Source organism: Mameliella sp. MMSF_3455, from assembly GCF_030733205.1.
Lineage (GTDB): Bacteria > Pseudomonadota > Alphaproteobacteria > Rhodobacterales > Rhodobacteraceae > Antarctobacter.
In genome coordinates, this window is the sequence record NZ_JASHJL010000025.1 from 57,806 (window position 1) to 77,266 (window position 19,461).

17 protein-coding genes are annotated in these 19,461 nt (G+C 66.1%); 9 read left to right on the top strand and 8 right to left on the bottom strand.

Features of this window, described 5'->3' with window-relative positions; translation table 11 throughout:
• The first annotated feature begins 29 nt into the window (after positions 1 to 29).
• Positions 30 to 710, top strand: coding sequence for an NYN domain-containing protein (locus RBB42_RS17765; protein WP_305968033.1), 681 nt, complete (start codon positions 30 to 32; stop codon positions 708 to 710).
• Positions 711 to 838: 128 nt separating this feature from the next.
• Positions 839 to 2,920 (top strand): bifunctional sulfate adenylyltransferase/adenylylsulfate kinase, encoded by a 2,082-nt coding sequence (locus tag RBB42_RS17770; RefSeq protein WP_305968032.1) that lies wholly within the window; start codon positions 839 to 841, stop codon positions 2,918 to 2,920.
• An 89-nt stretch (positions 2,921 to 3,009) separates the two neighbouring features.
• Here the strand turns inward: RBB42_RS17770 and RBB42_RS17775 are convergent, their stop codons facing one another.
• Both RBB42_RS17775 and RBB42_RS17780 read right to left on the bottom strand, forming a co-directional pair.
• Positions 3,010 to 4,236, bottom strand: coding sequence for a hypothetical protein (locus RBB42_RS17775; RefSeq protein ID WP_305968031.1), 1,227 nt, complete (start codon positions 4,234 to 4,236; stop codon positions 3,010 to 3,012).
• 104 nt (positions 4,237 to 4,340) lie between these two features.
• A complete protein-coding gene (locus RBB42_RS17780) occupies positions 4,341 to 5,561 on the bottom strand; it encodes a peptidoglycan-binding domain-containing protein (RefSeq protein WP_305968030.1) in 1,221 nt (406 codons plus the stop codon).
• A 231-nt stretch (positions 5,562 to 5,792) separates the two neighbouring features.
• Here RBB42_RS17780 and RBB42_RS17785 point away from each other — a divergent pair, with 231 nt between their 5' ends.
• Together RBB42_RS17785 and RBB42_RS17790 are read left to right on the top strand one after the other, a co-directional pair.
• A complete protein-coding gene (locus RBB42_RS17785; RefSeq protein ID WP_305968029.1) occupies positions 5,793 to 7,004 on the top strand; it encodes an autotransporter domain-containing protein in 1,212 nt (403 codons plus the stop codon).
• A gap of 61 nt (positions 7,005 to 7,065) precedes the next feature.
• Entirely contained in the window at positions 7,066 to 7,680 is a 615-nt protein-coding gene (locus RBB42_RS17790) for a hypothetical protein (RefSeq protein WP_305968028.1), read from the top strand.
• A 109-nt stretch (positions 7,681 to 7,789) separates the two neighbouring features.
• On the opposite strand, the gene RBB42_RS17795 is transcribed toward RBB42_RS17790, so the two are convergent.
• Both RBB42_RS17795 and RBB42_RS17800 read right to left on the bottom strand, forming a co-directional pair.
• Positions 7,790 to 8,017, bottom strand: coding sequence for a DUF1150 family protein (locus tag RBB42_RS17795; protein WP_043140876.1), 228 nt, complete (start codon positions 8,015 to 8,017; stop codon positions 7,790 to 7,792).
• 5 nt (positions 8,018 to 8,022) lie between these two features.
• Positions 8,023 to 8,433, bottom strand: coding sequence for an Hsp20 family protein (locus RBB42_RS17800; RefSeq protein ID WP_043140874.1), 411 nt, complete (start codon positions 8,431 to 8,433; stop codon positions 8,023 to 8,025).
• A 159-nt stretch (positions 8,434 to 8,592) separates the two neighbouring features.
• On the opposite strand from RBB42_RS17800, the gene RBB42_RS17805 reads away from it, so the two are divergent.
• The 3 genes from RBB42_RS17805 to RBB42_RS17815 all read left to right on the top strand — a co-directional run bounded on the left by RBB42_RS17805 (position 8,593) and on the right by RBB42_RS17815 (position 10,509).
• Positions 8,593 to 8,817, top strand: coding sequence for a YdcH family protein (locus tag RBB42_RS17805; RefSeq protein ID WP_043140872.1), 225 nt, complete (start codon positions 8,593 to 8,595; stop codon positions 8,815 to 8,817).
• A 65-nt stretch (positions 8,818 to 8,882) separates the two neighbouring features.
• On the top strand, positions 8,883 to 9,371 hold the full coding sequence (purE, locus tag RBB42_RS17810; RefSeq protein WP_305968027.1) for a 5-(carboxyamino)imidazole ribonucleotide mutase: 489 nt from the start codon (positions 8,883 to 8,885) through the stop codon (positions 9,369 to 9,371).
• Positions 9,372 to 9,435: 64 nt separating this feature from the next.
• Entirely contained in the window at positions 9,436 to 10,509 is a 1,074-nt protein-coding gene (locus tag RBB42_RS17815) for a 5-(carboxyamino)imidazole ribonucleotide synthase (RefSeq protein ID WP_305968026.1), read from the top strand.
• Positions 10,510 to 10,622: 113 nt separating this feature from the next.
• Here RBB42_RS17815 and RBB42_RS17820 read toward each other — a convergent pair whose 3' ends face one another.
• Together RBB42_RS17820 and RBB42_RS17825 are read right to left on the bottom strand one after the other, a co-directional pair.
• A complete protein-coding gene (locus tag RBB42_RS17820; RefSeq protein WP_305968025.1) occupies positions 10,623 to 11,768 on the bottom strand; it encodes an alpha-D-ribose 1-methylphosphonate 5-triphosphate diphosphatase in 1,146 nt (381 codons plus the stop codon).
• A complete protein-coding gene (locus RBB42_RS17825) occupies positions 11,758 to 12,513 on the bottom strand; it encodes an alpha/beta fold hydrolase (RefSeq protein ID WP_305968024.1) in 756 nt (251 codons plus the stop codon). Before RBB42_RS17825 ends, RBB42_RS17820 begins: the two co-directional genes overlap by 11 nt.
• Before the next feature lie 55 nt (positions 12,514 to 12,568).
• On the opposite strand from RBB42_RS17825, the gene RBB42_RS17830 reads away from it, so the two are divergent.
• The gene (locus RBB42_RS17830; protein WP_305968023.1) at positions 12,569 to 13,009 is read left to right on the top strand and encodes an NUDIX domain-containing protein; all 441 of its coding nucleotides are present in this window, start codon (positions 12,569 to 12,571) and stop codon (positions 13,007 to 13,009) included.
• 9 nt (positions 13,010 to 13,018) lie between these two features.
• Here the strand turns inward: RBB42_RS17830 and RBB42_RS17835 are convergent, their stop codons facing one another.
• Both RBB42_RS17835 and smc read right to left on the bottom strand, forming a co-directional pair.
• The gene (locus RBB42_RS17835) at positions 13,019 to 13,861 is read right to left on the bottom strand and encodes a DMT family transporter (RefSeq protein WP_305968022.1); all 843 of its coding nucleotides are present in this window, start codon (positions 13,859 to 13,861) and stop codon (positions 13,019 to 13,021) included.
• A gap of 109 nt (positions 13,862 to 13,970) precedes the next feature.
• Complete coding sequence (gene smc, locus RBB42_RS17840) at positions 13,971 to 17,426, bottom strand: chromosome segregation protein SMC (RefSeq protein WP_305968021.1); 3,456 nt, start codon at positions 17,424 to 17,426, stop codon at positions 13,971 to 13,973.
• Between the two features lie 675 nt (positions 17,427 to 18,101).
• On the opposite strand from smc, the gene RBB42_RS17845 reads away from it, so the two are divergent.
• Entirely contained in the window at positions 18,102 to 19,313 is a 1,212-nt protein-coding gene (locus tag RBB42_RS17845) for a TsoY family (seleno)protein (RefSeq protein ID WP_305968020.1), read from the top strand.
• Positions 19,314 to 19,461: the final 148 nt, after the last annotated feature.

Consider the following 19,461-nt stretch of genomic DNA (forward strand, 5'->3'; position numbering starts at 1 on the left):
CCGTTTTCAAACCAGTGCCCCGTTTCGTTATGCCAGATCCTTTTGCACCCAGTCCCGATACCTCCGTCGCCCTGCTGGTGGATGGCGACAACATCAGTGCCGCACATGCCGGGCAGTTGATCCACATCGCCTCTCGCAAGGGCCGTGTCACGGTCGCGCGCGTCTACGGCAACCTGACGGTGGCGACCGGCTGGCAAACGGCGCAAGGGTATCGCCAATGCCACGCCGGTGTCGGCAAGAACGGCGCGGATCTCCTGCTGTGCATGGACGCGATGGAACTGGCTTTGGACGAGTGCAACCGCACCTTTTTCCTTGCCTCCTCGGACGGGGATTTCACGCACCTGGCGTTGCGCCTGCGTGAATTGGGGCACCACGTCGAAGGCATCGGAGAGGCCAAGGCGCCCGCCACCTTTCGGGCGGCCTGCCTTGGGTTCACCCAGTTGCAGGTCACCGCCCCTGCACAAGAAGTCTCGACCTTCGATCAGCAGATCCGCAGCATGATCGCCGCACACAGCCAGCATGGCCGCGGCATGCGGATCGCGGATCTTGGTGCAAAAATGCGGGTACGGCATGGCGCACAGATCAGCGCGCACCCCGACCGTACCTGGCGTGGTTACCTGGCCAAGCGCCCGCATCTCTTCCAGCTTGCCCCCAAGGGACCAGAGGCAATGGTCCGCTTCCTGCCCGAAGGCTTTAGCAGCCCGTCCTGACCGGCAACATCCCTGCGTTGCGGATGAGTCACGCTGGCGGAAATCCCCCATGTTCGCGAATTTTGGCTTTTCTGCGGGTGCAAACTGTGGGATGCGTTCATCGATGAACACACTTTGAGTCGCCCGCCATGCCCGCCTCCAAGGCACAGCTCATATCGGATGAAGAAGGCCTGCTCTTCCGCCTCCTGCGCCAGCTTGACGTGGCGCCGGACGTGTCGTCGCAGCGTGCCATCGCCTCCGCGCTGGGTGTCTCTCTCGGACGGTTGAACGCGCTTCTGCGGTCGGCGGCCGAGGCCGGGTTCATCAAGATCAGCGAACGCGAGGGGCCGGACCGGCGCCAGAGGTTCGCCTACGCGCTGACCTCTCGCGGGGCCGCCGAGAAGAACCGGCTCACGGACCGGTTTCTTGCCCGGAAACTCGCGGAATACGACGCACTCCACGCCGAACTGACAGGCACCTCCAGCAACCTGGTTCCCATTAAGCACAGGACCGAATTGATGCAGAACAACCTTGCCCCCATCCCCGAGCTGTACGTTTCCTACGACAGCGCGCAGAAACTGAAGGTCGAAGCGGCCGACCTGGTCAGCCATGACCTGAGCCCGCGCCAGATCTGCGACCTGGAACTGCTGATGAACGGCGGCTTCAACCCGCTCAAAGGCTTCCTGGGCGAGGAAGACTACAACGGCGTCGTGGAGAACATGCGTCTCGCCGACGGCACCCTGTGGCCGATGCCGATCACGCTGGACGTCAAGAAGGACTTTGCCGACAGCATCGAAATCGGTCAGGACATTGCCCTGCGCGACCAGGAAGGCGTGATCCTGGGCACCATGACCGTCACCGACAAATGGGTGCCGAACAAGTCGAACGAGGCCGAAAAGGTCTTTGGCGCCGACGATCTGGCGCATCCGGCCGTCAACTACCTGCACAACACCGCGGGCGAGGTCTATCTGGGCGGTCCGGTGACCGGCATCCAGCAGCCCGTGCATTATGACTTCCGCGCCCGCCGCGACACCCCGAACGAGCTGCGTGCCTATTTCCGCAAGCTGGGCTGGCGCCGCGTCGTGGCCTTCCAGACCCGCAACCCGCTGCACCGTGCACACCAGGAACTGACCTTCCGCGCCGCCAAGGACGCGCAGGCCAACCTGCTGATCCACCCCGTCGTCGGCATGACCAAACCAGGCGACGTCGATCACTTCACCCGCGTGCGCTGCTACGAGGCAGTCCTGGACAAGTACCCGGCATCGACCACCACCATGTCGCTGCTGCCGCTGGCGATGCGCATGGGCGGCCCGCGCGAGGCGGTCTGGCACGGCCTGATCCGCAAGAACTTCGGCTGCACCCACATCATCGTCGGCCGCGACCACGCCGGCCCCGGCAAGAACTCTGCCGGCGAGGACTTCTATGGCCCCTACGACGCGCAGGACCTCTTCCGTGAGCACATGGAAGAAATGGGCATCGAGATGGTCGACTTCAAACACATGGTCTATGTGCAGGAACGCGCCCAGTACGAACCCGCCGACGAGATCGAGGACAAGGACAACGTCACCATCCTGAACATCTCGGGCACCGAACTGCGCCGCCGCCTGGCCGAGGGCCTGGAAATCCCGGAATGGTTCTCCTTCCCCGAGGTGGTGAAGGAACTGCGCCGCACCAAGCCGCCGCGCTCGCAGCAGGGCTTTACCGTCTTCTTCACCGGCCTGTCCGGCTCGGGCAAGTCGACGATCGCCAACGCGCTGATGGTCAAGCTGATGGAAATGGGCGGCCGCCCGGTGACGCTGCTGGACGGCGACGTGGTGCGCAAACACCTGTCGTCGGAACTGGGCTTCTCGAAAGAGCACCGCGACCTGAACATCAAGCGCATCGGCTATGTCGCGTCCGAAATCACCAAGAACGGCGGCATCGCGATCTGCGCGCCCATCGCGCCCTATACCGCGACCCGCCGCGCCGTGCGCGAGATGATCGAACAGTACGGCGCCTTTACCGAGGTCCATGTCGCCACCTCTCTGGAGGAATGCGAACGCCGTGACCGCAAGGGCCTGTACAAGCTTGCCCGTGAAGGCAAGATCAAGGAATTCACCGGGATCTCCGACCCCTATGAAGTCCCCGAGAACGCCGAGCTGGTGGTCGAGACCGAAAACGTCGACGTCGACAACTGCGCCCACCAGGTGATCCTCAAGCTGGAAAGCATGGGCCTGATCGCCGCGCAGTAAGACGCGCGCGCCCCGAAAGACGACAAAGCCCGGCGCCATCGCGCCGGGCTTTTTCATTGGCGGCAGAGCGCGCTGCGTTGCCCGGAACCTCAACCCCGAACGCTGCCCCGTCCTGCGTGCCCCGGCCGGCCGGCCCCCTTGATCGGACCGAACCTCATGTCCAACCCGTAGGGCTCCTGACCCCGGGCGAATTTCAAAAGCTTGCCCTGGTCGTGACGCAACTCTTCGAAGAGCCCCTCGAAATCGGTCATCTTCATGTCATAGACCGTCTCGAAGGCGGGTTCCCAGTCGTCCATCTCTCCGGCCACGCGCCAGAATTCCACCATCCGGTCCTCGCCATAGCGCAGGGCCAGCACGGCCACCGCCAGGTTCGAGGCGGCATATTCGCCGTCCGAACGGACCGACTGCTTCTTGCGGATGTAGTCCAGCGGCACGGCCTCTTCCTCGTCCCGGGCCCGCAGCGCGGCCAGCATGGGCACGGACACCTCGCGGGTGGGGCCGCCGCGCGACTTGATCTGCGCCAGATAGGCGCTGCCTTCGACCATCCAGAGCGGCCCCATGCGGCGGCGCCCGGTCTCATCATAGGCCACCTTGTCATACAGCATCTCGCGCTGAACATGGTGCATGTATTCGTGCAGCATCACGTACTGGTAGCGCCCGCGCCAGATATCGTAACTGGTCACGCTGTCCAGGTGCTCGGGCGGCATGCACAGGGCGATCCGGTTGCGATAGGCGCTGCCCATCACCCGCTCGACCCCGATACAGAGATCGTCGGCGGTGTCCCGTGCCGCGCTGACGGACAGATCCGGAATGCCGGCGACCGGCTCCAGCAACAGCTTTTCCAGGTCGTCGCGCCCAAAGGCCACGATCAGCACCGGCTTGGACGCGGTCGTGATGCCATATTCCTGCGCGAACATTTCGCGCGCGTCATCGTAGGACCGCTGGATATAGCCGCGAACTTCATCCGGGATATTCGGCGCAGTCAGGATCAGGGGCGGTTCCGACGAGGGCATCAGCGCCGCCGCCTGCGGGGCGTACCCGCCGATCTCTCGGCACCACCCCACCGCCGCCCGTTCCGAGAAATCCGGCAAGCCGGCAAAGATCGCCTGCACGTCCTCGCCCACCAGCCCGCGCATGAATTCCGCCAGCGCCTGCCGCGTCCCCGCGCCGCTGGTGCCATCGTTCTCGCCCGGGTCGATCCCCAGCGTCGCCAGCTGCCTTTGCACGCAGCTCACATGCCGGTCCGACGCCTCTGCCGCGCCGATACTGGCGGCAAGGCAAAACGTGAGTGAACACATCAGTTTCTTGATCATCATGATGCCGGTCCCTGGATGCTGTCTGGCACCAACTTAGGGAATTCCGTGTCCGGTCAACAAGTCAGGGGATTCCTACCTCCCACCCCCGCCCGGGATGACAGGCATCACCGCCCCGGCTCTGCCTCTGTCAGCGGGCGGTGCGCCAGGATATGATCGCCGTTCATGTCCCGGTCGGCGAGGAACTCGCGCTGTGCCATCTCGTCGTCACGCAGCGTCGGATAAAGCGTCTCAAAGCTCTCGACCGTCATGCCGTAGACCTGCTCGAAGGCGGTGTACCAGTTGTCGGTCTCGCCGACCGCGCGCCAGAAACGGAACAGGGTTTCCTCGCCAAACCGCTCGACCAGCATGGCCACGGCATAGGCCGAAACGTCATAGGCCTCGACCGTGCGGACCTGCCGCGCCAGCCGGATCTGGCGCGGGGTCAGCTCCGACCCGGCGGCCTGCGCGCGCATCTGGTGCAGGGCAGGCGCGACGCGACCGAACTTTTCCTCCATGAAGACCAGCTCGATCACTTGCGCGGTGCCTTCGACCATCCAGGCCGGCCCCATGCGCGGGCGCACCGCGTCCGGGTTGCGCACCCAGCGGGCCACCTTGTCATAGCTGAACTCGCGCTGTGCGTGGTGAACCACCTCATGTGCCATCGTCACCGACAGGACCATGCGGTACAGCTCTGCCAGCCCCGGCTCCTTCAGGGCCAGCGTGGTGCCGCAAAAGGACAGGCCGTCGCGTGAGGCGCTGGCGCCCAGTCCGAACTCGGTGTTGCAGTCCCGCTTGCCGCGCGCCCGGATCGCCGCCCAGCTCTGCAGCTTCATCGTCCCGGCCTCGTCGATCAAGCGATGCCAGGCTTCGACCTCGGTCGCCACGATTATGCTGACCTGGCTTGCCAGTTTCACGCCATACCGCCGCTCCAGGAACTCCTCGGCCTCCTGGTAGGCCGTCAGGACATGGTCGGCGATCTCAGGGTGCACCTCGGGACCGATCAGGATCTTGGGCGGATTGACCGAGGGCATGAGGTTCGCCGCCACGGGGTCGGCCAGCCCGATCTCGCGGCACCAGCCCACGGAGGAACGGTTGTCAAAAGGCGGCAGGGTCTCAAAGACAGCACGCGCCCCGGCCTCGCGCGTATCCAGCCAGGCACGCAGGGCGCCGCGCGTGCGTGGGCCGCTTTGGCCGTCGATCGGTCCGGGATCGAACCCCAGCGCCTTCAACTGTCCCTGCACGCAGGTCACATGCGCATCGCCCGCCGCCTCTGCGCGCAACCCGGGCAAGGTCAGGCCCAGCGCCACAAGCGCTGCGAACCTCCATCTGGTCCCCGATCCGGGCATGGGCGACTCCGATCATCGTGACTGACGTTCGATCAGTGACGCCCGGCGACGGGCAAGCTGTCAAGACCGAGCCCCCCGCCCCCGCCGGTCCTGCCGGGGCAAGCGCCTGTTGCTGCGGAATTTCTGGCAGGTGACAAAAACTTGGGCCCCTGCGGCGCCAGCCGGTCAACGGCTGAAGCGCCCGGGCTTCCGTGATAAACTGTCAAGCATTGAACGTGCTACAGTGATGCCATGATTCCCTTGCGCCTCATTCCACTGGCCGCGCTCCTGATCGGATCCGGTCCCGCCCTGGCTGCTGCGCCGGACTGCGCGACGGTTCAGGGCGTTGTGCATACCGCCCCGGCCCATGTCGCCGTGAACCTGCAACAGGGCCAGTCGCTGACCATCTCGACACCCGACGCCGGCACCCTGGCCGTTTCGATCGAATTCGGCGGACAGGGCGGCACGGATGACGGCATCTGCAACCCGGCCTTCAACAGCACCTCCTGCGACGGGTTCAGCCACACCGCTGCCCGGACGGGCGACTACGGGGTCGAGGCTTTTGCGCAGCCCGGCGATACCTTCACCCTGTCCTGTGGCGGTGGCGGCGGTGGCGCAGCGGGCCAGGGGCGCAAAGCCGCGCAGGGCACGGGCGCCTTCGCCTCGGCCAGCACGTCGGTGGGCTTTGTCGGCAGCGCGATCAACAGCACCCTCTCGGGCGGCGGCCCGGCCTCTGTCACGCGCAACGGGCTGTTCCTGTCCACCTACGGCGACCAAGCGGGCATGACCGGCTGGGCGGCGCTGCAAGGGCGCGTCTTTGACGGCGACATCGACGGCAGCGCGCGTGAACTGACATTTGGCTTCGACTACGAGGTCGGCGGTGCGACGCGCCTCGGCTTCTTCCTGTCGGCGGGCCGGTCCGACCTCGACATCTCCGGCGTTCCGGTCGACAGCGACGCGCTCAGCATCGGCCCCTATTTCAAGTCCCGCATCGGCGAGCGCTACAACGTCACCGGCTACGCGCTGTTCGCGCGGCCCGATTACGACGTCGGGGGCATCACCTACCAAGCCGAACGCCGCGCCGCGGGGTTGACCGCCAATGCGGATTACACCTGGGGCAGCGCCGACATCCGGTCCTTCATCGGGGTGTCCGGCTTTGCCGAGGATCACCCCGCCGCCGGCGGGCTGACCGCCCGGACCGTGACCGGGCTGACCGGTTCGCTGGGCACGCGCGCCAGTTTCGACATCGGCACGGCGCTGACGCCCTATGTCAGCCTTGAGGCGGAATTCAATCGGTTCGACGACGGGTTGGGCAGCGAAACCAGCCATACCGGCCCCCGTGTCGGCACGGGGTTTGCCTATGATGCGGGCAAAGGACGGCTGACGCTCGACCTTGATGGCGGTCGCATCCTGGATGACACCCGCGACATGAAACTGCGGATGAACTACAATCTCAATTTCTGACCCCAGCCGCACGACCATCACCCTCACCTCGATCCCGCCGCGCTTTGCCGCCCTGGCCGAGGTGCTGGACAGCCTCCTGGCACAGGGCGCCGCGCGGGTCGTGCTGTGCCTGCCGCGCCGATACCACCGCTTTCCCGGCCCGGTCACCCCGCCCCCCTTGCCCAGGGGCGTCACCCTGCTCTGGTCCGACACGGACCATGGCCCGGCGACCAAGCTGCTGCCCGCGCTGCGCGCCTTTCCGCAGGACGCACTGGCCTATTGCGATGACGATTGCCACTATCAACCCGGCTGGCTCGCGGCACTCTGCGCCACCGCCGGAAAAGGTGAGGCGGTGGCCGCATCGGGCTGGTCCGTCGACAGGTTGAAACGCCAGGGCGCCGCCCCGCCGCACAGCGATATCGCACAGGGGTTTTCCGGCGTGCTGATCCGGCCCGGCATGATCGACCCGCGCGCCCATGATATCCCGGCAGAGGCCCGCCCGGTCGACGACATCTGGCTGTCGGGCATGCGCGCGCTGACCGGCACGCCCTTGCGCCTTGCGCCACGGGCCCGCGCCCGCGTCACGCCCCTCGACCGACCGGCCTCGTTACAGGACAGCACGGATCGCGCAAGGGCCAATGCCGCAGCCGCGCAATGGCTTTGGGAGAGGTACGGCCTCTGGCCCCCGCGCCGCTGATCCCGCCCAGACGACTGCCCAGCCGACCGCCCGGAAACGAAAAACCCGGCGAAATCCGCCGGGCTTTGCGATACGTGTCAGGGGCAAGTCGCCCCCGCCCGATAACGGATCAGTGCACCGTCACCGGCGCAAGGTCGTTCTGCCGCGCCAGCACGAAGGCCAGCGAACGGTCCTTGACCAGCGCCAGGCGTTCTCCATCGGCGCGGTGCACGGCATAAAGCGTGTCACGGCCAGCCGCCTGCTTGCGCACGTCATCGGGCAGGTCCGCGGTCTTCACCGGGCGCACATAGACCGTCCGCCCTTCGACCAGTTTGTCAAAATCGTACTTGGCATGCATGGTACTTACCCCTTCCTGATCTTGATCGTCTGCACGACGGTCTCTGGCCGGCTCATCGTCAGATCGACGTGCAACAGCCCGTTCTCGATCACAGCCTCACCCACCTCGACACCATCCGCCAACACAAATGTGCGTTGGAACTGCCGCGCGGCAATGCCGCGATGAAGGAATATGCGATCCGACCCATCGTCACGCTGCCGACCCCGGATGACCAACTGGCGGTCCTCGACGGTGATCGACAAGTCATCCTCGCGGAACCCGGCCACGGCCAGGGTGATGCGATAGGAATGATCCGAAGTCTGCTCGATGTTGAAGGGCGGATAGCCCTCGGATGTCTTGGCGGTGCGCTCCAGCAGGCGCTCCAGTTGCTCGAACCCGAGCATATGGGGATAAGATCCCAAGGTCAGTTTGGTCATCGACACGTCCTTTGCACAAGCGACCGTCACGCCGCGGCCCCCGAAGGCGACCGCCGCACCGGAAATATGGGCACAGGGGACAATCCGCGCAAGGGGCTATGCGCAATGCCATAGAATCGCTATGTTTGTGGTCCGGGTATCACTCAAGGGATTAGGCTCATGAACGCGCCCACGGATATCGCCATGAAGAGCGAGGACGTTCTGCGTGTGGAGTTGGAAGTGTTCCGCCGCGAACACCGCGACCTCGACGAGGCAATTCATGCGCTGCAGGAGACCGGCACCGCCGATCGCCTCACGCTGCAGCGCCTGAAAAAGAAGAAACTGCTGCTCAAGGACAAGATCGCCCTGATCGAGGACAGGCTCCTGCCCGACATCATCGCCTGAGCGCCGCCCCATTGCGCCCCTGTCCCCATCGCCTATAACAACACCCGCATAACGCGGAGGCAGGCATGGACAGTCCCAGGGTCGGCATCATCATGGGCAGCCAGTCGGACTGGCCCACAATGGTCGAGGCGGCGGATATTCTCGACGAGCTCGGGGTAGAATACGAGACGCGCATCGTCTCGGCCCACCGCACGCCGGACCGGCTGTGGGACTACGGCAAGACGGCCGTCAGCCGTGGCCTGCAGGTCATCATCGCGGGCGCCGGCGGGGCCGCCCACCTGCCCGGCATGATGGCCTCGAAGACCCGCGTGCCGGTGATCGGCGTGCCGGTCCAGACCCGCGCGCTCAACGGGGTCGACAGCCTCTATTCCATCCTGCAGATGCCGCGCGGTTTCCCGGTGGCCACGATGGCCATCGGCGCCGCCGGCGCGAAAAACGCGGGGCTCATGGCCGCCGGGATTCTCGCGCTGCAGGATGCCGATCTCGCCGCCCGGCTGGACCAGTGGCGGGCCGATCTCTCCGCCTCCATCGCCGACGAACCGGTGCGCGACTGACTTTGTACAAAACGTCGGAAACGCCGTACAAAACGTACAAAACGTACAAACTGCAGGTACCCACATGACCGCCCCACTCCCCACCGGCAGCACCATCGGAATCCTTGGCGGAGGCCAGCTGGGCCGGATGCTCTCGGTCGCGGCCAGCCGCCTCGGCTTCAAGACCGCGATTTTCGAACCGGGCGGCGATTGCCCCGCCTCGCATGTCGCCAACTTCCACCTGCAGGCCGGCTACGACGACATCAAGGCACTGGAAAACTTCGGAAATTCCGTCGACGTTCTGACCTACGAGTTCGAGAACATCCCGACCGAGGCGCTTGACGCGCTGGACCAGATCCGCCCGATCCGCCCGGGACGCGAGGCCCTGCGGATCAGCCAGGACCGCCTGACCGAAAAGACCTTCCTGCGTGACCTCGGGTTGCAGACCGCCCCTTTCGCAACGGTGGACGACGCGGAATCCCTGGCCCAGGCCATTGAAACCATTGGGACTCCGTCGATCCTGAAGACCCGCCGCTTCGGCTATGACGGCAAGGGTCAGGCCCGACTGACCAGACCCGAAGACGCCGAACAGGCGCTGGCCGCACTGCACGGCGCCCCCGCCGTGCTCGAAGGGTTCGTCGATTTCACCTGCGAAATCTCGGTCATCGCCGCGCGCGGCACCGACGGCCGCGTCGCCGCCTTCGACCCCGGCCAGAACGTCCACGAAGGCGGTATCCTGCGCACCACCACCGTGCCCGCCAACCTGCCCAACCGCATCCTGACCGACGCCGTTCTGACAGCGGGCAAGATATTGAACGCGCTCGATTATATCGGCGTACTGGGGGTCGAGTTCTTCGTCACACCGGGCGGACTCATCGTGAATGAGATCGCCCCGCGCGTGCACAATTCCGGTCACTGGACCCAGAACGGCTGCATGACCGACCAGTTCGAACAGCACATCCGGGCCGTCGCGGGCTGGCCCTTGGGTGACGGCAGCCGCCACAGCGACATCCGCATGGAAAACCTTATCGGCGATGACATGGACCGCGTCCCCACGCTCGCCGCCGACCCGGCCTGCGCCCTGCATCTCTACGGCAAGGCCGAAACCAAGCCGGGCCGCAAGATGGGTCATGCGAACTTCCTTGCCTCCAAGGACTGACCGGCTGCTTCTTTGGGCCTAAAATACCTCCGGGAGGAGTTTGAGGAGGGCAGCGCCCTCCTCAAGGCCTGCGTGGCCTGAACGCAAATCCCCCTGTGCGCGCCAGCGCTCCGCTAACTCATAAAGCGCGCCGCCACCGGCCCGCTCATCCAGGCAAGATTGCCGCCGGCAAAGACCGCCACGATCCGCCGCGTCTCGCGTTCCATCACCACCAGATCGGCGCGCAGACCGGTGTCCAGCCGCCCACGATCCGCCAGGCCCAGCACCCGCGCCGGCCCCTCTGAAACCAGCGCCCAGGCCGGGGCCTCGTCCAACAGACCCAGTTCCACACAGCGCCAGGCGGCCCGCGCGGGTGCAGGGTAGTGGTAGTCCGAGGCCAGTGCATCGCAAAGCCCCGCCCCGATCAGCTCCAGCGCCGAGACATTGCCCGCATGGCTCGCCCCACGCACCACGTTCGGCGCCCCAAGGACCACCGGCTCGCCCGCGTCCCGCGCCGCCTGGGCCGCCTCCAGCGTCTCGGGGAATTCGGACACCGTGACGCCCCGCGCGCGCCACGCGGCCCGGCCCGCCGCCGTCCGGTCGTCATGGCTGCCCATCCGCACGCCCTGTGCGGCAAGCCGCGCGCAGAGCGTGTCCAGAATCCCCGGAACCTCGGCCCCGGTTTGGTGCAGGCGCGTCATCAATGCCAGGTGCGCCTCGGGGTTGCGGCCCGATTTCAGCGCCTGCCCGGTCAGGCGCGGCGGGCGCCGCCCCTCGGACAGCCGCGCGTGCGGCAGGTGATCATTGAAGACGACATAGCCGATCCCCCAGCGCGCCAGCGCGGCCTCGGCCGCCTCGAAGCTCTCGGTGAAATGCGTCTCCAGACGCATCTGCAGCCGCAGGTCCACCGGGACGGTCGGCGCCACCGCACTTACGGCGGCAAAGACCTCTTCGGCGAACTCCGGCCCGCGCATCCCGCCTTCCCATGACCAGAATTGCGCGAGCACGGCGGTGGTGATCCCGCAGGCGCCCAACTCGGCGGCGCAGGCCACCATGCCCGCGTCGCGTTCCCGCAGCGCGCCTCGACGCGGTGCCATGTGCCGCTCGAACCCGTCGCCGTGCACATCGACGATTCCAGGCAGCAGGTCATAGCCGGACAGGTCCACGCTGCGCCCAACCGGCCCGTCGACGATCACCCCATCCGCAATCGACACCGGTCCGTGATCCCAGCCACCGGGCCGCAACACTCGCGCGCCCTGAAGGTCCAGCTCAATCGGCATCGCACTCTCCCAACAGACAGTCCAGGTCCGCCTCGTCCAGCAGCAGGCGCCAGTCCGCGCCGGGCTGAAAATGCCCCTCTTCCAGGAACCGCACCACCTGCACCATGACCTCGGGGGCCTGCATCATGAAGGTATGGGTGACCGGCAGAACGATGTGATCGGTCATGCCGGCGACCCGGGTCGACGCGATCGAAACCTTGCCATCGTCCGCACCGGGGATCACCGAACTGGTCAGCGCGTTCAGCGTGTTCGACCCGGCAATCACTCCCAGCGGGAAATCCACCGGCGGCAAGCGCGCGGGCAGGTCCTGCGGCCCGGTGCCCAACTGCTGGCCCGCCGGTCCGTTCATCCACTCGAAGACCTCCCAGCTGCCGGCAATGTCCACGATCTCGCTGCCGCCGTTGGGAGGCCCCATCATCACGACCCGGCCCAGCCGCGGCGGACGATGATCCCGCAGCCAGTGCCTGAGCAGGATGCCCCCCATCGAATGCGTGACGAAATGAACCGTTTGCGATCCGCAGCGCGCCACGGCCTCCGGCAGGGTCCGTTCGGCCAGATGCTCGACCCGGTAGCGGGTCGAATCGTATCCGGGAATGATGACCCGGTGCCCGCGCGATTCCAGAACCGCGCCCAATAGCACCATCGAATACTCGGTCCGCGCCAGCCCGTGCAGCAGGATAACGCAATCCCCGGCCCGCGCAGGCAGAGGGGCAAGCAGGACGAGACACAGGAGAACCCATTTCATGCAGCTGGCATAGCGCCCCGCCACCGCATAGAAAAGCCATGAAAGGAGTGCACGAATGCCCGCCCCTCGCATCGCCTGCCGCGCCGTGATCCTGCAGGACAACCGCCTGCTGCTGGTCAACGCCTGGCCCGGCAACACGTCGGACCTGTGGTGCGCCCCCGGCGGCGGGGTCGAGCCGCACTCCAGCCTGCCGGACAACCTTGCCCGCGAGGTGCTGGAAGAGACCGGCCTGCGCGTAGATGTCGGTGCTCCCTGCCTCGTGAACGAATTCCACGACCCCGCACGCGGCTTTCACCAGGTCGAGATCTTCTTTCGTGCCCGCATCACCTCTGGCACGCTTTCAGAGGATTGGAAGGACCCGGAGGGCGTCGTGTACAAGCGCCGGTTTTTTGCACGGGAGGAACTGGCACGCCTGCGCCTGAAACCCTCCAGCCTGCCCGAAGTCGCCTGGGGCGAGGGCCCCGGTTATGACCCGCTGGAGCCGATCCTGCGCTGATCCGGGCGGTTATTTCTTCAAGACCGAGAGGGCCACGCCACCCAGAACAACCGCGGCCGCGATGACGAAATCCAGCGACAGCGCCTCGCCCAGAAAGACCATGCCACCCGCCATGGCGATGACCGGCACGCTCAGCTGAGCCACCGCTGCGACGCTGCCCTTGATCTGTGGCAGGACATGATACCACAGCGCATAGCCCAGCCCCGAGGTCACCGCGCCCGAAACCACCGCCAACAGAATGCCCGTCAACTCCGGTGACACCGCCTCTGGGCTGACAGGCAATCCCAGCCCCAGCAAGAACCCCAAGGGGGCCGCCAGCAGAAAATTCGCCCCGGTCGCCAGCAAGGGATCCTCGGCCCGCCGTCCGGCCAGCGAATAGATCCCCCAGCCCAGCCCAGCGAGGACCATCGCCGCGCCGTGCACCAGGCTGAGCGCGACACCCCCACCCGGCCAGAGCAGCCAGGCCAGGCCGCCAAAGGCCAACGCCGCCCCCGCCCAACGCAACGCCGGCGGGCGTTCTCCGCCGATCAGGCTGCCGCCGAACATCGTCACCTGGACGGTTCCGAAGAGGATCAGCGCCCCCAGCCCCGCATCCAGCGCCACATAGGCCACCGAGAACCCGTAGATATAGAGAACCAACCCCAGTATCCCGGCCACCCTGCCGGCGCCGCCCAGCACAACCCGCCCGCGCAATACCAACCCCAGCAGGACCAGCGTCACCGCGCCGGACCACAGCCGGATTGTGCCGAAACTCACCGCGTCGATCCCGCCCCCGGCCAGCGCGGCCCGATTCAGAACAGAGTTCGCGGCAAAAGCCACCATGGTCAGGGCAATCAGGAGGAAGAGGCGCATGTGATACCGTCGCAAGGAACCGGGACAAAGGAGCAACCCGCCTTACATGGCGCAATTGGCGCACGGCGGAAACCCTTTGACGGAAAGGTGAGGCGGTTGTGTGCCCGGTTCAGGCCACCAGGCTCTCGGCCCGCTTGAGGTCGACAGAGACAAGCTGGCTGACCCCTTGCTCCTGCATGGTCACGCCGAACAGCCGATCCATCCGTGCCATCGTCACCGCGTGGTGGGTGATGATCAGGAACCGCGTGTCCGTGCGGCGGCACATCTCGTCCAGCATGTCGCAGAAACGCGTCACGTTGGCGTCGTCCAATGGCGCGTCCACCTCGTCCAGCACGCAGATCGGCGAGGGGTTGGCCATGAACACCGCAAAGATCAGCGCGAGACAGGTCAGTGTCTGTTCCCCCCCGGACATCAGCGAAAGGGTGGAGAGCTTCTTGCCCGGCGGCTGACACATGATTTCCAGCCCGGCTTCCAAAGGGTCGTCGCTTTCGACCATCATCAGGCTGGCCTCGCCGCCGCCAAAGAGATGGGTGAACAGCATCGAAAAGTTGCTGTTTACCTGTTCAAAGGCAGTCAGCAGGCGTTCGCGCCCTTCGCGGTTCAGGCTGGCAATGCCGGACCGCAGCGTCTTGACCGCCTCTTCGAGGTCGGATTTCTCGGCCACCAGCGTGTCGTGCTCTTCCTGAACTTCCCGTGCATCTTCCTCGGCGCGCAGGTTGACCGCGCCCAATGCGTCACGCTGGCGTTTCAGGCGCGAGACCTCGGCCTCGATCTTGTCCGAGGCGGGCATCTGGTCCGGGTCCACGTCCAACTGGGCCAGCAGCGCCTCCGGCGTCGTCTCCAACTCGTCGGCGATCCGCTCTGCCGCGACTTCGACGGTTTCGCGGGCGGCCTCGGCCCGTGCCTCTGCCCGCGCGCGGGCCTCTCGCGCCTCGCCGGCCACCCGCTCGGCGTCGCGTTCGGCAGTGATCGCCTCGCGCAGGGCGCTCTCGGCCTCCGACAGTGCATCGCTGGCCGCAGCCTTGCGGTCCTCTGCCGCCTCCATCGCACCGGTCAGCTCGTTGCGCTGCGCCTCCAGCTCGCCCGGGACCTCTTCCGCCTGCGCCAGTTCCGCTTCGCTCTCGGCCTTGCGCTCTGCCAGTTCGGTGGCGCGTTTCTCGGCGGTTTCCAAGCGGTGACGCCAGCCGGACAGGTCCTTTGTCACTTGCTGGGCGCGCCCCTTGCGGGCCTCGCCATCCCGGCGCAATTCGTCATGGGCAGAACGGCGGGCCATCATGGTCATCCGCGCCGCCTCGACGGTCATCTTGATGTCTTCGGCCCGGGCGCGTGCCTCTTCGAGGTCGTCCAGGCCTGCAAGAGCCCGCTCGGCCTCCTTGAGCTGACCACGGGCCGCGCCGGCTTCGTCCTCGTAGCGCTTGACCGACAGGGTGGCGCTTTCGACCTTGCCTTCGGCCATGTCGCGTTCGGCCTCGGCGCGGCTTTGCGCCCGGGTGGCCTCTGTCACGGCCTGATCCGCCGCGCGCCGCGCCGCGCGCGCCGCCTTGTCCGCCTCTGTCAGCGCGCTCAACTGCGCCACCAGCGCCTCATGCGCCGCCTGAGTCCCTTCGAGCTGCGCCGAGGCGCGCGCCATTTCCTGTTTCAGCCCCTCCAGCCGGTTGAGCTGTTCCAGCCGCAGGGCCGCCGCCGAAGGCTGATCCTCGGCCCAGGCGCGATAGCCGTCCCAACGCCAGAGATCGCCCTCCAGCGTCACCAGCCGCTGACCGGGCTTCAGCAGCGCCTGCAGGCGCGGACCGTCCTCCGCGTCCACCAGGCCGATCTGGCTCAGCCGGCGTTCCAGCACATCGGGAACAGAGACATGGCCTGCCAGTGGCGAGGCGCCCTCGGGCAGAGGTTGTGTCGTGTCATAAGCCGCCAGCACGACCCAGCCGGTCGGCCCGTCGCCCTCGACCTCGGGCGCACGCAGATCGTCCGACAGCGCCGCACCCAAGGCTTTTTCATACCCCTGTTCAACCTGCAGCCGATCCAGGATTTGCCCGCCCTCGGCGGTGTCTCGGTCCAGCAGGCGGGCCAGCGCCGTCACCTCGGCCCGCAGGGCGTTCATCTGACCCTCGGCCTCGGAACGCTCTCCGCGCGCCTCCGCCTCGCGTGCCTGGGTATCGGCTCGGGCGGCCTCGGCCTCTGTCAGGGTCACCTCGGCCTGTTCCGCCGCCTCCTGGGCTTCGGTCAGTCGGGCCTGTGCGGCCTCTGCTGCCTCGCGTGAGCGGGCCTGCGCCTCCTTGGCGGTATCGACCGTGGCGCGCGCCCGGGCGGCCTCGCTCTCGTTCCGCTCCACCGTCTTGCGGCAATCGGCAAGGTAGCGCTGCGCCGACTGGTGACGTGCGGACAGGCGGGCAACATCCTCTGTTTGCTGTTCCAGTTCCGCCTCGCGGGCCTGCAACACGCCCGAGGCCTCGCGCGCGGCTTCATGGGCTTCGGCCAGCCTGTCTTCGTGCCCTTCCGAGGCCTTGGCAAGCTCGCGGGCCTCCCATTCCAACCGTTCGATTGTCTCGCCGGCGTCGCGGTTGAGCCCGGCCTCGCGGTCCATGTCGCGGACAAGCTGGGCGATCCGATTCTTCAGGGTCTCGATCCGGGCCAATGCCTGCTTTTCCTGATCGGAAAGCGTATCGCGCTGAACGATCAACCGCTGCAACACGGCGGCGGCGATCGCTTCTTCCTCGCGGAGGGGCGGCAGAGTCTCTTCGCGTTCGGCACGGGTATTTTCGGCAGCACGCGCCGTGGTTTCCGCCTGCGCGGCCCGTGTCACCGTCTCGCGCAGCGCAGCCTCGGCCGCGGCGCGCGCATCGTCGGCCTCGCGCCAACGGCGATACAGCAACATGCCCTCGGCCTGTCGCAATTCGGTCCCGATGGCACGATAGCGAGCCGCCTGGCGGGCCTGCTTGGCCAGCGCGGACAATTGTCCTGCCAGTTGCTCGACAACGTCATCGACCCGCAAGAGGTTCGCTTCGGTGTTCTTCAGCTTCAGCTCTGCCTCGTGCCGACGCTGGTACAGGCCGCCGATGCCGGCAGCATCCTCCAGCACCTTGCGGCGATTCTTGGGCTTGGCGTTGATAAGTTCGCTGATCTGCCCCTGCCGGACCAGCGCAGGGGAATGCGCGCCCGTGGCCGCGTCGGCGAACAGCATCTGTACGTCGCGCGCCCGCGTATCCTTGGAGTTGACCTTGTAAGCGCTGCCGACGTCACGGGTGATGCGGCGCACGATCTCAAGGTGGTCGTGGTCGTTGAACCCCGCCGGGGCCAGCCGGTCGGCGTTGTCGATATGCAGGCTGACCTCGGCAAAGTTGCGGGCCGGCCGCGAAGAGGCCCCGGCAAAGATCACATCTTCCATCCCGCCGCCACGCATCGCCTTGGCCCGGGTTTCGCCCATGACCCAGCGCAGCGCTTCCAGGAGGTTGGACTTGCCACAACCGTTCGGCCCGACCACGCCGGTCAGCCCGTCGTTGATGATCAGATCCGTCGGATCGACGAAACTTTTGAAGCCGGTGAGTCTGAGTCTGGAAAAGCGCAATGGGCCGGGTCCGATTCCGAATGTGACCCTCAACCTGCGCTTTCGAGGTGCGCCGAGTCAAGGAAGTGACGCCCCATATGGCAGCATCACGCCACTTCTCCACAAGATATTGCGGCCTAGCGCCGACCCACACCGCAATCCAAGACCAGGGCCCGCGGGGGTCCGCGCCGCGTGGGCTCATCAATGGCGCATTTGAGTGTTCGAGGCCGACGGGGCAATTTTGGGGCAGGTTTTCCGTCGCAGGACAAGCCGATCCACATCATGGCCGGGTCGCCCTCGACCCATTTTGCACGACAGCCGGTTTCGATTTGTGCCGCGATACCGGCCTTGCGCGCGACGTCGGCGAACCGGGGCATCCATTCCGGAGACGTGCGCGTGGCCTCGACCAGGGGACCGCGGAAACGAAGGATGAATCGCGATCCTTCGACCTCGCGCGTGTGTTTCTCTGCGCCATAAAAACCCGGCCCCGCCGATGCGCATCCGACGAGGCCGAGCAGAAGGAGAACACAGGGAAAACCGCGCATTGCCTAATCTAGGCTGAACTTGGTTACGAAGTGGTTAACCCTCGAATGGGCGCCATAAATGGCACGCAATCAAGTCTCACTTTACATTCTGTTTTCAGAATGTATATTGCATTCCATCCGATGAATGTTTTCCGCCTGTCAGGAGGCCCTCATGGCCAGCACAGCACAAAGACCCGCAGACAGCTATTCCCCGATCTACTTTCTCGCCTCGCTTGGCGCCGGCGGTATCGCTGTCAGTTTCTTCATGTTCCTCATGTTCTGGGTGCCCCACCCAGGTCAGCCCGTCCCGGTATTCGAAGACATCATGACCGCCTGGGCCAGCGGCGGCCCCTACATGCAGGCCGCGATCGTTGTCGCGATGATCGGCATTGCCGGCTTTGCCTTCCTCAACATCAAGTCTCTGGTCTGGAACCTCACCTCCTACAGTGATTTCAGAAAAACCCCGGCCTACGCGGAACTGAGAAATTCCAACGCCGAATCCACCTTGCTTGCGATGCCGCTGGCGCTGGCCATGTCGGTGAACGTCGGCTTCATCATCGGCTTGGTCTTCGTGCCCCAGCTGTGGAGCGTGGTGGAATTTCTTTTTCCGTTGGCAATGGTGGCCTTCGGCCTGATCGCGGTGATTGCTTTCCGCATGATCGGGGATTTCCTGGGCCGCGTTCTGGCCAAGGGCGGGCTGTTCGACGTGACCGCGCACAACTCTTTCGCGCAGCTCACCCCGGCCTTTTCCGTGTCGATGATTGCCGTCGGCTTTGCCGCCCCTGCCGCGATGAGCACGAGCGCCACGACGGTCGGTATCGCTCTGGTACTCTCGACCATTCTGGGCACCATTGCGATGTTGTACGCGGCCTTTGCCAGCATCACTGCCTTCGCCTCGATGTTGCAGCACGGCACCGCGCGCGAGGCAGGCCCGACCCTGATGATCATCGTTCCGATCGTCACCGTGCTGGGCATCATGTTCCTGCGCCAGGCGCACGGGCTGCATTCAGCCTTTGATGCGCATGGCAACGCCGGTGAAACGATGGTCTTCCTTGCCCGCCTGCTGGGCATCCAGCTGGCCTTCCTCGGTCTGGGTGCCGTGGTCCTCAAGGCGCAGGGATACTTCAGCGATTTCGTGATGGGGACCAAGACCTCGCCGGGTTCCTACGCGCTGGTCTGTCCCTTCGTGGCGCTTGCGGTGATGATCCACTTCTTTGCCAACAAGGGCCTTGTCGCCGCCGGCGTCGTCGACAAGTTCGACCTGGCCTACTGGGGCGTTACCGGGCTGGCCATCGCATCGCAGGTCGTCGCCATCGCCCTGATGCTGCGCCTGAACCGGCAGCACTTTGCCAAGACAGCCCCCGCGGCGATTCCCGCCGAGTAATACTTTTCCGGATTCCTCGCCGAGTTATGGGCCGGACCTGTCGGTCCGGTCTTTTTCCTTGCCGCCAAGGCGGCGGGGGGGGGGGGGGGGGGGGGGGGGGGGGGGGGGGGGGGGGGGGGGGGGGGGGGGGGGGGGGGGGGGGGGGGGG